This window comes from Cryobacterium arcticum (assembly GCF_001679725.1).
Classification (GTDB): Bacteria; Actinomycetota; Actinomycetes; order Actinomycetales; family Microbacteriaceae; genus Cryobacterium; species Cryobacterium arcticum_A.
Window position 1 is genome coordinate 2,759,657 of the sequence record NZ_CP016282.1, and the last position, 13,740, is coordinate 2,773,396.

12 protein-coding genes are annotated in these 13,740 nt (G+C 69.3%); 6 read left to right on the top strand and 6 right to left on the bottom strand.

The features are described 5' to 3' along the window. The first annotated feature begins 35 nt into the window (after nucleotides 1-35). From ptsP to PA27867_RS12410, 4 genes are all read left to right on the top strand, one after another. Complete coding sequence (ptsP, locus tag PA27867_RS12395) at nucleotides 36-1,724, top strand: phosphoenolpyruvate--protein phosphotransferase (protein ID WP_066596761.1); 1,689 nt, start codon at nucleotides 36-38, stop codon at nucleotides 1,722-1,724. Nucleotides 1,725-1,810: 86 nt separating this feature from the next. Then, entirely contained in the window at nucleotides 1,811-2,089 is a 279-nt protein-coding gene (locus PA27867_RS12400; protein ID WP_066596763.1) for an HPr family phosphocarrier protein, read from the top strand. A gap of 164 nt (nucleotides 2,090-2,253) precedes the next feature. After that, a complete protein-coding gene (locus PA27867_RS12405) occupies nucleotides 2,254-2,544 on the top strand; it encodes a hypothetical protein (protein ID WP_236900702.1) in 291 nt (96 codons plus the stop codon). Between the two features lie 4 nt (nucleotides 2,545-2,548). Then, nucleotides 2,549-3,418, top strand: coding sequence for a hypothetical protein (locus PA27867_RS12410; RefSeq protein WP_066596765.1), 870 nt, complete (start codon nucleotides 2,549-2,551; stop codon nucleotides 3,416-3,418). Nucleotide 3,419: 1 nt separating this feature from the next. Here PA27867_RS12410 and PA27867_RS12415 read toward each other — a convergent pair whose 3' ends face one another. Both PA27867_RS12415 and PA27867_RS12420 read right to left on the bottom strand, forming a co-directional pair. Beyond that, nucleotides 3,420-5,024: a DHA2 family efflux MFS transporter permease subunit gene (locus PA27867_RS12415; RefSeq protein ID WP_066596767.1), complete on the bottom strand. Its 1,605-nt coding sequence runs from the start codon at nucleotides 5,022-5,024 to the stop codon at nucleotides 3,420-3,422. Further along, nucleotides 5,021-5,830 (bottom strand): tryptophan-rich sensory protein, encoded by an 810-nt coding sequence (locus PA27867_RS12420; protein WP_066596768.1) that lies wholly within the window; start codon nucleotides 5,828-5,830, stop codon nucleotides 5,021-5,023. The genes PA27867_RS12415 and PA27867_RS12420 overlap by 4 nt, the downstream gene beginning before the upstream one ends. Before the next feature lie 91 nt (nucleotides 5,831-5,921). Between PA27867_RS12420 and PA27867_RS12425 the strand changes: the two genes are divergently transcribed. Continuing rightward, nucleotides 5,922-6,380, top strand: coding sequence for a MarR family winged helix-turn-helix transcriptional regulator (locus tag PA27867_RS12425; protein WP_236900703.1), 459 nt, complete (start codon nucleotides 5,922-5,924; stop codon nucleotides 6,378-6,380). Nucleotides 6,381-6,404: 24 nt separating this feature from the next. Here PA27867_RS12425 and PA27867_RS12430 read toward each other — a convergent pair whose 3' ends face one another. Next, nucleotides 6,405-8,099 carry a CYTH and CHAD domain-containing protein gene (locus PA27867_RS12430; protein WP_066596769.1) on the bottom strand — a complete coding sequence of 565 codons (1,695 nt, stop codon included), beginning with the start codon at nucleotides 8,097-8,099 and terminating at the stop codon, nucleotides 6,405-6,407. A 72-nt stretch (nucleotides 8,100-8,171) separates the two neighbouring features. On the opposite strand from PA27867_RS12430, the gene PA27867_RS12435 reads away from it, so the two are divergent. Continuing rightward, nucleotides 8,172-8,753: a DUF2510 domain-containing protein gene (locus tag PA27867_RS12435; RefSeq protein ID WP_167550841.1), complete on the top strand. Its 582-nt coding sequence runs from the start codon at nucleotides 8,172-8,174 to the stop codon at nucleotides 8,751-8,753. Between the two features lies 1 nt (nucleotide 8,754). Here the strand turns inward: PA27867_RS12435 and PA27867_RS12440 are convergent, their stop codons facing one another. The 3 genes from PA27867_RS12440 to PA27867_RS12450 all read right to left on the bottom strand — a co-directional run bounded on the left by PA27867_RS12440 (nucleotide 8,755) and on the right by PA27867_RS12450 (nucleotide 13,571). Further along, nucleotides 8,755-9,594 carry an HAD-IA family hydrolase gene (locus PA27867_RS12440; RefSeq protein ID WP_208857256.1) on the bottom strand — a complete coding sequence of 280 codons (840 nt, stop codon included), beginning with the start codon at nucleotides 9,592-9,594 and terminating at the stop codon, nucleotides 8,755-8,757. Between the two features lie 344 nt (nucleotides 9,595-9,938). After that, the gene (locus tag PA27867_RS12445; RefSeq protein ID WP_157109212.1) at nucleotides 9,939-11,468 is read right to left on the bottom strand and encodes an HNH endonuclease signature motif containing protein; all 1,530 of its coding nucleotides are present in this window, start codon (nucleotides 11,466-11,468) and stop codon (nucleotides 9,939-9,941) included. 1,026 nt (nucleotides 11,469-12,494) lie between these two features. Continuing rightward, nucleotides 12,495-13,571 carry a hypothetical protein gene (locus PA27867_RS12450; RefSeq protein ID WP_157109213.1) on the bottom strand — a complete coding sequence of 359 codons (1,077 nt, stop codon included), beginning with the start codon at nucleotides 13,569-13,571 and terminating at the stop codon, nucleotides 12,495-12,497. Nucleotides 13,572-13,740 lie beyond the last annotated feature (169 nt).

The following is a 13,740-nucleotide window of genomic DNA, read 5'->3' on the forward strand; positions in this document are numbered from 1 at the left end:
TTAACGCCTAAAAGCCGAAGAATTGAGGAAGTTCCGTGCAGAGTTTCACAGGAGTAGGGGTCAGCCCCGGCAGGATCGTAGGATCCGTCCGGCAGATGCCCAAGGCCGTGAGCGAGCCGCCAGCAGGAGAAAAGCTGGCCTCGTCGACGACGGCAGAGGATGCCGCCGTCACGCTTCGCACGGCCGCGAAGGTGGTGCAGGCCGAGCTCAAAGAGCGCTCGGTCAGCGCCACCGGCGCGGGTAAGTCGGTTCTCGAGGCAACCGCGCTGATGGCGGCTGACCCGATGCTCATCAAGGGCGCCGTGAAGCTGATGACCAACAACGGCACCTCCGCCGAGCGTGCCATCTGGGAGTCCGCGGCATCCGTGGCCGAGATGCTGCACAACCTCGGCGGCTACATGGCTGAGCGGTCCACGGATGTGCTCGACGTGCGGTCCCGTATCGTGGCCGAGCTGCGCGGCGTGCCGGCCCCGGGTATCCCGGCGTCGGACACCCCGTTCATCCTCGTGGCCGATGACCTGGCCCCGGCCGACACGGCCACGCTGAACCCGGCTCTGGTGCTCGCGCTGGTGACCTCCGGTGGCGGCCCGCAGTCGCACACCGCGATCATTGCCCGTGCGTTGGGCCTGCCTGCCGTGGTCGCCGCGGCCGGTGTCGAAACCATCGCCGACGGCACCTCCGTGTACGTGGACGGCGCGGCCGGCAGCATCTCCGTCGACCCCGACGCCGACCAGGTCGCCGCCGCCGAAGCGTGGGCCACCACTGCGGCGACCCTCGCCGTGTTCTCCGGCGAAGGCGTCACCGCCGACGGCCACCTCGTGCCGTTGCTGGCGAACGTGGGCGGCGCCGCGGATGCGGTCAAGGCCGCCGCGGCCGGCGCGCAGGGTGTGGGCTTGCTCCGCACCGAGTTCTGCTTCCTCGACCGCGACGAAGAACCCACCCTGGACGAGCAGGTCACCGCGTACCGCGGTGTGTTCGACGCGTTCCCGGGCAAGAAGGTCGTCGTGCGCACCCTCGACGCCGGCGCCGACAAGCCCCTCCCGTTCCTCACCGACGCATCCGAGCCCAACCCGGCGCTCGGCGTGCGCGGCTACCGCACCGACTTCACCTCCCCCGGCGTGCTCAAGCGTCAGCTGGCCGCGATCGCGACAGCTGCCGAGGGCACCGAAGCGGATGTCTGGGTGATGGCGCCGATGATCTCCACCGCCGAAGAAGCCGGCGACTTCGCCCGCATGTGCGGCGACGCCGGGCTGAAGACCCCCGGCGTCATGGTGGAGGTTCCCTCCGCCGCGTTGACGGCCGAGACCATCCTGGGCCAGGTGCAGTTCGCCAGCCTGGGCACCAACGACCTCACCCAGTACGCCATGGCCGCCGACCGGCAGCTCGGCCCGCTCGCGGCGCTGAACACGCCGTGGCAGCCCGCCGTGCTCCGGCTGATCCAGCTCACCGTCGCCGGATCTGCCGCCGAGGGCAACAACAAGCCCGTCGGCGTCTGCGGCGAGGCCGCGGCCGACCCGGCCCTCGCCGTGGTCCTCGTGGGCCTGGGCGTGAACACCCTCTCGATGACCGCACGGGCCCTCTCGGCCGTCGCCGCGGTGCTCAAGACCGTCACCGTCGAAGAGGCCCAGCGCCTGGCCGGCATCGCCCTGGCCGCACCCACCGCCACCGCGGCCCGCGACCTCGTGCGCGCCGAGCTGCCGGCCCTGGCCGAACTCGGCCTTTAGCCGATCTGCCGGATGTGCTGCCGCTCACGGCGACAGCACATCCGGCGGGCAATACAGTTGTAATCCGTACCGTTTCAGGAGGAACCATGTCAGAACGTAACGCCACCATCGCCAGCCGCGTCGGCCTGCACGCCCGCCCCGCGGCGATCTTCGCCGAGGCCGTCGGCGCACTGCCGATGGAGGTCACCATCGCACTCGAGGGTGACCCGGCCGACGACGCCATGGATGCCTCGAGCATCCTCAGCCTGATGAGCCTGGGCGCCGCAAACGGCCAGGTCGTCGTGCTGCGCGCCGAGGGCGATGGAGCGGACGAGGCTCTCGAAGGCCTCGTCAAGATCCTCGAGACGGACCTCGACGCCGAATAACCTCGGCACCACCCGCTCAACACCGAACAGCTCGCCCGTGATCCACGGGCGAGCTGTTCTGTGTCTTGCGCCGAGTTCTGCAAGCCTCAGGTGATCTTCAGGTACGGGGCCCTCCCCGCAGCTAGGGTGACGACTATCCCTCAATGGCGAGAGTAAGGAACACCATGACCGACCAGATTTCCAATGTCACCCCGCCCAGCGCCGAACCCGACTTTTCAGGCCCGCCGTCCCGCAGCATCCAGGACTGGACCGACCTGGGCAAGGAGATGTGGTCCTATCTGACCGGCAAGAGCGCGGTGATCGACTACAGCTTCATCGACATGACCGTGGAGGTTCCGCGGGACATCGGCCCGGATGCGCCGCGGGCCACCTGGAAGCTCAACGGCACCCTGCGGGTGACCACGAGCGAGGCTCCCGGCGGGGCCGCAGCCTCCGCCGCCTCCCGCACCGACTAGCCTCGTGGCCGACACCACAACGCGCCTCGACATCGATCTGCGCTTCTCGCTGGACGAGCCGGGAGAGGACCGCGAGCCGCTCGTCGGCACCGTCACCGCGTCCGGCCTGGAGATCGAGGTGTTCCTGAGCAACCCCGAGCGCTTCCTGCACACTCATCTGACGTCGCTGAGCGATCTGCGCACCGTGGCGGCGGGCCTGGCCGAAAAGTCCCTGGTGCTGTCGGTGTCCGGGCCCGACGGCGTGATCGCCCGAATGGGGGCGGTGCAGGCCCCGCTCGCCCAGCGGATGGTGACCCGCTCGCCGCATCTGATGCTGGGAACCGCAGCGGCGGTGAGCTCACTGCTCAAGCACTGGCGTCAACCTCTCCCACCGGAGCAACGGGTGCAGCTGCCGCCCACCACCCCGTTCCCCCTGGTTCCGACGGTCTCCCGCCGGATCAGGAAACGCGTCACGACCACCCACTACACCCCGGGTTCCGGGCGCCCCCGTCTGATCTTCGTCGTCGGTTCAGAGAATTGGGACGGCCGTCCTCCCCGCGAGTTCAACCTGCTGCCCGGCGTCACCCGCATCGGCAGTGGTACCGACGCCGACCTGCGCCTGGACGGGCTCGACCTTCTGCACGCCGAGATCCGGCACGACGAGAACGACGAGTACGTTCTCTACGCGTACGGCAGCGTCGGCGGTGGATCGAGCACGATGCGGCCGGAGCAGGGGCTGATCCTGCGCACCGGCGCCCGCATCGAGATGGGGCGCTGGCGCATGGGCTTCTTCCGGGAGGAATACGCCGACCATGGCCGGCCCTACGGCGGCCGGCTCGGCGGGGAACTCTCGGTGCAGAAGCCCCAGCCGGACCGCCGGGCGCAGCCGCGCTGACCTAGCTGCCCGACGCAGCCGGCACCGCGGGCTGCTCGGTCTCCTCCGGGCGCCGGGCCGTGAGCCGCAACGTGGCGACCAGGCCGATGACCAGGAATCCGGCAGCCGCGTACGCGGAGTACCGGGTACCTTCGCTGAAGGCTTCCTTGGCGGCCTCGGCCACGGCCGGGCTCTGGGCCTCCAGGGCCGGGATGGCCGCGCCGGCGCTGTCGACAACGGCATCCACGATCTGGGTGCTCGTGGCCGCGGGCACGTCGAGGTCGGCCAGCTTGGCGTCGAGCGACAGGCCCACCGAGGTGAACAGCACAGTGCCCAGAACGGCGATGCCGAGGGCCGAACCGATCTGCCGGGCCGTGCTCGAGGTGCCGGACCCCTGACCGCTCTGCTCCACGGGCACGTCGCCGAGCACCACGCCGGTGAGCTGCGCGGTGGCCAGGCCCACGCCCAGTCCGTAGACGAACAGGAACGGCACAATCACGAGCCACGTCGCATCCGCCGTGATGACGGTGCCCAGGCCCGCGACGCCGATGATCTCGGCGACAATGCCCACGCGCACGATGGTCAACGGAGTGACCTTGTTGCCGAAGGCTCCGGCCAGGCCGCTGGCGACGAACGAGCCGATCGCCAAGGCCAGCAGCACGAAGCCGGTCTGCAGGGCGTCGTAGCCGAGCACGTTCTGCAGCCAGAGGGGCAGCGAGAGGATGATGCCGAACTCACCCAGCGACACGATCAAGGCGGCGATGTTGCCGTTGCGGAACGAGGCGATCCTGAACAGCGAGAAGGCCAGCAGGGTGCTCTTGCCCAAGCGCTGGCGGCGGATGCCCCACCAGACGAACAGGACGCCGGACACGAGGGTGATCAGGAAGGCGATCGGGATGATGGACAGCTCGAACGGCCAGGTCCAGTCGCCGATGGTGGGCGCGGTCTTGGTGAGCCACCAGCCGTAGGTGCGGCCCTCGATGAGGCCGAAGACCAGGGATGCGCTGGTGATCACGGACAGCACGGCACCGACCACGTCGATGCGGCGGGGTTCGCCGGCGTCCTTGGACTCGGAGACGAAGATGAGCACGCCGACGATGATGACCAGCCCCAGCGGCACATTGATGCCGAACGCCCAGCGCCAGGAGAAGTAGGTGGTGAGCCAGCCGCCGAGGAGCGGGCCGACCGCGACCATGCCGCCGATGGTGGAGCCCCAGATGGCGAAGGCGATGCCGCGGTCTCGCCCCCGGAAGGTGGCGTTGATCAGCGACAGTGTGGTCGGCAGCACCATGGCACCACCGACGCCCTGCACGAGCCGGGAGGCGATGAGTAGGTCGCCTGTCTGGGCGAGGGCGGCGAGCACCGAGGCGGCGGCGAAGATCACGACGCCGGTGAGCAGGATGCGCCGTCGTCCGTAGCGGTCGGCCAGCGACCCGAAGACCAACAGGAGCGCCGCGAAGACCAGCGTGTAGCTCTCCTGCACCCACTGCACCTGGGTGGAGGTGATGCCCAGGTCATCGACGATCGAGGGGATGGCGACGTTGACGATGGTGGAGTCGACGATGATCAGGGCAACGGCGATGCTGATGAAGACCAGGCCGAACCACCGGCGGCGTGCGCCGGTCATGCGCGCACCGGCTCGGCTGCGCTGAGGCGGCGGGGAGCGGGAACCCGCAGCACCACGGTGACGGCCACGACCGCGACCACCGCGACGATGGCGGCGACGGCCGTGGGGGTGGAGAGCAGGTCCCCGGTGAGCCGCGCGACGGCCACCCAGGCCAGACCCCAGCAGAGGGCGAGGGTGGGGGTGAGCCGGCCCCGGCCGACCACGGCCAGCAGCACGCCGACCAGGCCGGCGACGGCGATCACCACGACACCCCAGACATCCGGCGACAGGCCGAACCCGGTGAATCCGGCCGCGACCAGCACCGCGGTGATGTTCGCGGCCGTGGCCACGCAGACCCAGCCGAGGTAGAGGCCCAGGGTGCCGTCCACGAGGACGGTCTCGATGAGGGTGCGCGGCCGGGTGTCCAGGACGATCAGGAAGATCCAGACGAGCACGGCCAGCAGCAGCACGATCACAGGAACGCTGAGCCAGAGCAGGTCGAACTGCACGCTGAGGATCCAGGCCGCGTTGAGCAGGAGAGACGCGGCGATGGCGTACCCGAGTCGGCGCTGCCGCGGGTCGGTCTTCTGCCGGGGCAGGAACTGCCAGATGGCGTAGAGCACGAGGCCCGCATAGATCGGAGTCCAGATCGCGAAGGCCGGGCCGCCGGGGGCGATGGGTGTGGCGTCGGCGGCCAGGGCGCCGCCGGAGGCGGTCTGGATGGGCGTGCCGCCCGCGGCTCCCGAGCCGATGAACGATCCCACCAGGGCGAGGATGGCGCTGAGCAGAACGGTGCCTTGGCGAAGCAGGTCTCGGGACACTGTCATGGGGATCTCCTTTATGCCGACGTTTGTGCAGACGCGAGCAGATCAATTGATCAGCTAGCTGACTAAACCACGGTAGCAGTACGGTGAAGGGGTGACCACTCCCGAATTCGATTCCCCGGACGCCGCATCCGCCGGCGAGGCGATGGCGCAGTGGCCCAACGGCCGACTGCTCTCCACAGCGGCCCGGCTCGTGGAGCACGCCTGGGTGGAGGCGCTCGCGTCGCTCGGTCTCACCCATGCCGGCCTCATCGTGCTGCACCTGCTGGGCCCGGGCGCGCGCAGTCAGACCGAACTGGCCCGGGAGGCGCGCGTGCAGACCCAGACCATGTCGCGCACACTCGACAGGCTCGAGCGCGAGGGGCTCATCGCGCGCATCCGGGACGAACGCGACGCCCGCCGCCACCTGGTGACACGCACGGATGCCGGCACCGCGGCCTGGCGGCAGGCCCGCACGCTCGAGGCCGATGTGTTTCCGCCGCTCGAGAACGCCGACGAGCTGCGGGCCGCGCTGCTGCAGATCATCGCTGCGTCATCGGCCCGGCGCTGGTGAGACCGACTCGGTGAGGCGCCGGCGCTAGAGCGCCTTGACCATCTTCTCCAGCCGGCGCAAGGTCTTCCGAGCATCGGCGAGCACCACGTCGACGGTGTCGTCGGGCTCCTCGGCCCGCGCCAACAGCAGCCCGTAGACCAGGGTGTTCTCACCGGCCTCGTGGGCGGTCTGGCCCGCTCGTTCCACCTCGTCGAGCAGCAGCTGCCTGTCGTGCCGGTCGCCGAGCCGCTTCACGAGGGGCTTGGCGACCCCGGCGATGTCGTCGTACCGGCCGCGGAGTTCGTCGAACCTCGCGGCGGCCTTGTCGAAGGCCTTCGCGCTCTTCCTGGCGGCCTTCTTCCCTGTTTTCTTTTTCGCCCGGTTGTCGGGCTCGAGGCGCACCGGCTGCGCCTGGGCCACGGCCTCGGCGGCGTAGCGCAGGCGGCGCGCGGCCTTCCGCACCTCGTGCAGGGCAGGTTCGGGCGCATCCGCCCCGGCCACGGCATCGACGCGCTTCGCGAGCGTGCGCACGGCCCCGGCGAGGTCGCGCCGGATCTCGGCCGCGGCCGGGCGGTCGGCCTTCGGTCCGAACGGCGGCCACTCCGCAAACGCGTCCAGGGCATCCAGCGTCCGGTAGTACCGGGCGCTCAGCAGGTAGCCGCGCACGCCGTCGAGGGCCTCCGCGTGCTCCCGCCGCGCTCCCCCGACGAGACGAATGTCGGCGTCCGTCGTGGAGTGCGGGGCGGCGGCGGCGAGCTCGGCGGCCAGCCTGGCGCCGCGAACCTCGACGTCCCGCACGCGGCCCAGCTCGATTCCGAGGTGCTTGAGTTCGAAGCGCAGCTCGGTGACGGCGGTCTTCTCGAACAGGCGGCCGTAGACCGCGAGCACGCTGCGCAGCCGGCGCACCGTCGTGCGCATCTTGTGCACGGCGTCGGGCGCATCCGCTCGCGCCAGGGGATCGTTGGCGATCAGGGTGGCGGTGAGGTCGCGCAGTGCTCCCACGACGATCACGGCCGCGGACTCGGGGTCCAGCAGAGCGGGCGAGGGCAGCAGGCCCGGCAGCACCGGGCTCACGGCAAGGTCTGTGAGCGAGTCGACGCCCACCGCACGGGCGATCTTTGCCACGCTGGCCGACGGATGCGCACCCGCCGCCGACAGGGTCGCCTCGATGGCGTCGAGCAGGCGGGTGCGTTCCTTGCGGGTGTCGGGAGCACCAGCCAGCAGCTCTACCTCCCACTCCCGCCACTTGCGGTAGGTGCCGCCGCGGGCATCGGAGGCCGCGACCTCGTCGTCGGCGACCTCGGCGAGAGGTTCGGCGTCGGGGCCCAGTAGGTGTGTCGTCGTACGCACTGTCGAGATGCGGGCCAACGGCGTGAGCGCCCGGTCGCGCACGATGGCGCGCACCGGCTCGAGCACCTCGTCGGGCACTGTACCGGCGTCGTCGGGCTCTCCGGTCTGGCCGGTCTCGCCGATGTCGAGGGGCCAGTGCACTTCGGTGCGACCTTCGTCGGCGGGGGTCTTCAGATGCCACCCGGCGTCGCCGCCGCCCTCCCGGCGACGCAGCACAATGCGGTGGCGTGCGAGGTCCCTGGTGTCGGTGTCGTAGTACACCGCCGTCAGGGTGAACGGGTCGTGCGTCTCGACGGCCGTGACTCCGCGGATGCCCCGGAGTGGAGGCACCTGGCTGCCGTCGACGACGTCATACTTGCGTTCGATCTCGGTCTGTTCGCGCCCAGTCATGATTACTGTCTACTACCTTGGATGGATACGGCGGAGCAACATCGCCGTGTCAGACACGTATTGGGGGACACGATGACGGCGACAGAACCAGAGATCGGTGAGCCGCGCTGGCATGCCGATCCGCAAGGCGGACCTGGCCTGCGCTGGTGGGACGGCACCCAGTGGACGTCGGCTGTGATGGGCCCGGCCGAGCTGGGTCCCCCGGTGCAACAGCCGTTGCCGGAAGGAACTCCGGTCTATACCGCGAGTCTGTGGGCGATCGTCTTCCTGCCCCTGCTGGCGACAGCGGTGTTGCTGTCGATGCCGCTCCGGTTGTTCCCGGCCGACTTCGACCCCACCGCTGAACCGTTCGTGCCGCCGGTGGACCTGTCGGGCCTTGTTCGGAATCTTCTGAGCGTGGCTATCTACGCCGCATCCGTGGGGTTGGCGTTCGCCGACCGGCGAGCGTTGGAGCGTGCCGGATACGTGCGCCCGTTCCACTGGGCCTGGTCGTTCCTGTCTCCGCCCGTCTACATCGTCGGCCGGTCGATCATCGTCCAGCGCCGCATCGGACGCGGGCTCACGCCCATCTGGGTCTGGCTGGGTGTGGCCGTCATCGGACTCGTGGCCACCCTCAGCCGCACGGCAGAGCTCTTCAGCTCTGTCTTGGGGTGACCTAACCCTCCAGCGGGGCGAGCGAGAAGACGACTCCGTGGTCGTGCAGCTCGATGCGCAGACGGTCAAGGCTCGGCACGACGAGGTCGGCGTCGAGTTCCTCGGCCGAGTGGGTGCCGACGACTCCGATGGTGGCGCATCCAGCAGCTCGACCTGCGGCCAGGCCGGCCGGCGCGTCTTCGATCACCACGCACTGGCGGGCGTCGAGGCCGAGCCGGTCGGCCGCTTCCAGGAAGGGGTCCGGGGCGGGCTTGCCCTTGACGGTGTCATCGATCGTGACCACGGTGGCGGGTGTGTTGAAGCCCGTGGCGGTCAGGCGCACGTGGCAGAGGTCCCGGCTGCACGAGGTGACGATGGCACGCCGGCCTTCCGGGATGCTCGCCATCAGTTCGGCGGCGCCGGGCAGGATGGTGATGTCGTCGGTGTCGCTCAGCTCAAGCTCGGTGACCCGGCGGATGGAGGATTCAACCTTGTCGGCGGACACGAGGTCGGCCACCATCTCCCGGGCCGGACGCCCGTGCTGCACGCCGGAGAAGAGTGCGCCGAAGCCCATCTCGTCGGCCCAGCGCTGCCATGACCGGTTCACGGCCTTGGTCGAGTCGACGAGGGTGCCATCCATGTCGAACAACACGCCCTGGAAGACGCGGCCCAGGACCGTGCGGGGGTCTGCGATGGCATCGGGATCCGCGTCGGGGTCTGCGCCTGCGCCTGCTCCCGCTTCCGCGTCAGAGGCAGGATCGGCCTGAGGGACGGCCTTGAGCACCGAACGGAGAACGGACTCGATGTCGGCTTCACCCGAGGTCTCAGTGCTGGTGGCCGGTGCGCTCTCGGGGGTCGACATGGTGATCCTGATTCCGGAGCACGGTTGTGGTCAGCACCCCGCGGATGCGAACATGCCCCTCATTCGACCCTAACGAAGCCATTCCCGAGCCGGTAATCGACGCGGTATCCGCTTGGTCGAGCACGCCGGCACCGCTGGTCGAGCACGCCGGCACCGCTGGTCGAGCACGCCGGCACCGGCGGTCGAGCGTGTAGAGACCCGCTGGCTACGCATCCCGAGTCCCGGTGGTCGAGCTTGTCGAGACCCGGTGGCGACGCATCCCGAGTCCCGGTGGTCGAACTTGTCGAGACCCGCTGGCGACGCATCCCGAGTCCCGGTGGTCGAGCTTGTCGAGACCCGGTGGGTCATTCCGTGTTCGGTGGTTTTCGGGTGTTGGGGTCGTGGGCGCGGTGTTGGTTGGGTCGTCGCCATGTTCCGGTCGGGTCGATCCAGTGCGGTGCTTTCACCTGCGGTATCCCGTTGACCATGCGGATCTTCCACCCGGAGGTGTTGATGGTGTGGTGGTGGTACCAGCAGAGCAACACTCCGTTGTCGATGTCGGTGCGGCCGCCTTGTTCCCAGGGGATGACGTGGTGGATTTCGGTCCATTGGGGTGGGCAGGTGCAGCCGGGGGTGATGCAGCCGCCATCCCGGGCGGTGATGGCGCGGCGTTGCAGGGGGCTGAAGCAGCGGGCTTTGTTGCCCAGGGCGAGGACGGCGCCGTTGCCGCCGAAGAACACGGGCCGGATGCCACCGTTGTCGACCATCTGATTGATTGTTTTCATCGACAGGGGTGCGTCGACGCCGTCGATCCAGCCGACGCCGATGCCGGCGAGGAGGTCTGCGGCACTCACGTGCACCATCACCGTTGGCGGCATCCCGCCCAGGGTGGGGGTGCGGGGGTCTTGGGCGACTTGGGTGAGGATGCCGCGGAGGATGTCGGCTCGTTTCTCGCCGCCGCTGCGTTCGTCGAGGATCTCCCCGGGCACGAGTTCGCCGGCTTCGATGCGTTCCTGTTCCTCGGCGGAGGGGAACCGGGGTGCGGTGCGGGCGGACTGATAGGTGTTGAAGAGGGTTTGGATGATGCCTTTGAGCTCCGGCGTCACGCCGCCGCGGAGGGGGTAGAGGCCGTTGCGGATCCCGCCGAAGGAGAACGTCGACTTCGCCTCGAGGACCTCCTCGTTGGGGGCGAGACCGTCCGGGTTCAGGGCCGCCTGCCACTGCAGCGCCATGTCGCGAAGCGCGTCAGCGGGGTAGGCGAACCCGTCCGAGTCACCCAACGGGGCGATCGGGCCCGTCATCGCCGCCTCACCAACGTCGTCGGCGTCGCCGGCAGCCCGGGTTCGGCCATAGACGGAGCCGGTGGCCGATTCGACCAGGCCCGCCTCGGCCGCCTCAACATCGGCCGGGTTCGCGTCGAAGCGACCGTGGACCTTGTAATCGGCCAGGCCCTTCACGATCTCCTCCGCCGCGTCCAGACCGAGTTCCCCGTCGGCCAGGGCCGCGGCGACGGTCGGGAACACGGGGTCCAGGACGGTGCCGCCCATCATGCGTGGAGCGATCTTCTCGCCCAACCGCACCCGCCGTTTCATCTCCTGCCCCGACGCCCCGGTCAACCGGGTCAACAAATCCGTGTGGTGCGACGCGCCGAGCTTCCACGCCAACGAGTCCCGGCCCAACCCCGTCCGAGCCCGGTAATCCACCACCGTCGCCGTGGTCACCCGGGCCAGATCGGCCGGCCGGCCGACCTTCTCGGTCATCTGCGTCAAGGCGACCAGCTCCGCGTCGTTGAGCCCGTCAACATCGATCGAGCCCATCACCTCCTGCACCACCGCGGCGGCTTCGGACAGGAGCTGCAGTTTCTCCCCGAACTCACCGGTGTGAGCGCGCTGCACCGCGGGGAGGTCTGCGGGGTCCCGCCATGTGGGTTGCGGGGCACCGCGTCGACCCGGGCGAGGAGTCACAGGTTCCGACTGATCACTCTCGATGCCGTCCGCGCCTGCCGACTCGGCGGCGGCACGCCTGGCTGCTCTTCCGACGGCTGGGTCGCCTGCTGAGGACGAGTCATCCGGCGTGTCGGTGGCTGCGTTTACGCTCGAGTCAGCGGCGACGTCGAAGGAGACAGGAACCGGACCGGCCAGGCTGGTGTTCCAGTCCTGCGGAGTACTGCCGGTGGGAGTGCCTCCCAGCGGTGCGGTGGAGCCGTTTACGAGCTCTTCGTCCATACCCCTATTCTCCCACGAATCAGAGAATATTGTGAGGAAATGTCAAGTTATCAACAAGGGAATCTCGAGAATATTTGCGCCGGAGTCATTGCAGGTTCATAGAGGTTTCTAAGGGGATCTCGACAGGCTCGATCAGCGATCGGGCGCGGTGGACAGCAGGGCGCGGGATCTCGACAGGCTCGATCAACGATCGGGGCACGGTGGACAGCAGGTTACGGGATCTCGACAGGCTCGATCAACGACGTGGGCGCGGCGGACAGCAGGGCGCGGGATCTCGACAGGCTCGATCAACGATCGGGGCACGGTGGACAGCAGGTCGCGGGATCTCGACAGGCTCGATCGACGATCGGGGCACGGTGGACAGCGGGGCGCGGGATCTCGACAGGCTCGATCAACGATCGGTGCACGGTGGACAGCAGGTTGCGGGATCTCGACAGGCTCGATCGGCGATCGGGGGCGCTGGACAGCAGGGCGCGGGATCTCGACAGGCTCGATCTGCGATCGGGGCGCGGCGGACAGCAGGGCGCGGGATCTCGACAGGCTCGATCGACGATCGGGGCACGGTGGACAGCAGGGCGCGGGAGCTCGACGGGCGACGGACTCGTTCAGCGACACGGGTGCGGTGGACAGCAGGTTGCGGGATCTCGTCGGGGTCGACCGGCGACCGGGCACGGGTGGAACTACGTGTGGGAAAGGCTAGGTGGCCTCCGCGTAGCGCTGGTACGCCGCTGCGGCGAGCGCCGTGGCCCCGGACAGGCCGGCCTCGACCGGTGACGTCACGGTGAGCCAGGTGCCGTCCGCCATCAGGGTGACCTGGCACTGGTCATCCCCGCACCCTGCCAACGCCTCAACCCCGGATGCCGGCCATTCGGCATCCGGCTCCCCCGAGAGATCCACTGACTGCATCGGAACGGTGGAGGGGATTGCGTCGGGCGGAGTGGCCGCCCAGAGTCCGCCCGCACCGGGAAGGATTGTGAGCGCGACTCCACTCGCAACAGACTCCCCCGACCACCCGCAACTGACGAGCCCGCCGTGTACCCATGCAGCGACGTGCTGCGATTTCCGGTCGTCGAGCACCAGCAGGTCGCCGCCGGTCGCATCGCCGAGCGCTCCCGTCTCATTGAGGTCGTGCGGGCTGAGAAGCGCTCCGCACTCCGGGCGGGACGTTGGAGCCTTCTGCTCGAACTTCAGAGAGCGGAGCGAGTCCACGACCCCGCCGGCGTAGGGCAGGAAGGCGTCCGGGTCCAGATCGGGAGATGCGACGGAGATGGAGATCCACGAGGAGCCGATGAGCACCTCTGCGCGGCAGCCCTCCCATTCGCCATCCCGGCAGGCGGAGTAAGCCTCGTCGCCGAGAGCGGCGGGCTGCATGTTCCGCAACCCGTCGTTCACGTCGGGCTCGACCAGGCCGAACTCGGATGCACCGTTCGGCAACACCGACACACGCACCTCAGGACCACCCTCTTCTGCGGCCGACCCGATGTAGCGGCAGTGCTGCTCCCCAGCCAGGCGCAGAGCCGGCGCTGCCATGGCCCCGGCCACAGCCCCAGGATAGGCAGTGACAGTCACGGGTGGATCCTGCTGATCCACGACCTCGGCCACCGGAAGGCCCAGAACGCCCGCCGCGGCGTCGAGAGGCACGTACATGCCGCAATTGATGAGGACGACCTCATCGCCCACACCGGCACTGTAGGTCGCTTCAGCCGCCGCTGTCGCCACCCCACTGGGGCCGACCACCGGGCTTGCCGCGCATCCGGCCAGCAGCATCAGCATCGCCGCGACCCCCGTCGCTCGAGCCCGCAACCGGCGCCCCTGCCTCACTGCCCGCACCCCGATACCGCTCGCACTTCGGCCACCGCGCGCACCCCGGTCACCGCACGTATCCCATCACTGCATCCATCCCGTTGCCCCCTTGCCGGTGTTGCTTCAACTTCACCCTACG

What these genes read in the sequence shown, in the direction of transcription:
- PA27867_RS12415 (WP_066596767.1), bottom strand. Translation starts at nt 5,024, where the DNA reads ATGACCGGCGCACGCCGCCGGTGGTTCGGCCTGGTCTTCATCAGCATC.
- PA27867_RS12400 (WP_066596763.1), top strand. Translation starts at nt 1,811, where the DNA reads ATGTCAGAACGTAACGCCACCATCGCCAGCCGCGTCGGCCTGCACGCC.
- PA27867_RS12440 (WP_208857256.1), bottom strand. Translation starts at nt 9,594, where the DNA reads ATGTCGACCCCCGAGAGCGCACCGGCCACCAGCACTGAGACCTCGGGT.
- PA27867_RS12430 (WP_066596769.1), bottom strand. Translation starts at nt 8,099, where the DNA reads ATGACTGGGCGCGAACAGACCGAGATCGAACGCAAGTATGACGTCGTC.
- PA27867_RS12450 (WP_157109213.1), bottom strand. Translation starts at nt 13,571, where the DNA reads ATGCTGATGCTGCTGGCCGGATGCGCGGCAAGCCCGGTGGTCGGCCCC.
- PA27867_RS12420 (WP_066596768.1), bottom strand. Translation starts at nt 5,830, where the DNA reads ATGACAGTGTCCCGAGACCTGCTTCGCCAAGGCACCGTTCTGCTCAGC.
- PA27867_RS12435 (WP_167550841.1), top strand. Translation starts at nt 8,172, where the DNA reads ATGACGGCGACAGAACCAGAGATCGGTGAGCCGCGCTGGCATGCCGAT.
- PA27867_RS12405 (WP_236900702.1), top strand. Translation starts at nt 2,254, where the DNA reads ATGACCGACCAGATTTCCAATGTCACCCCGCCCAGCGCCGAACCCGAC.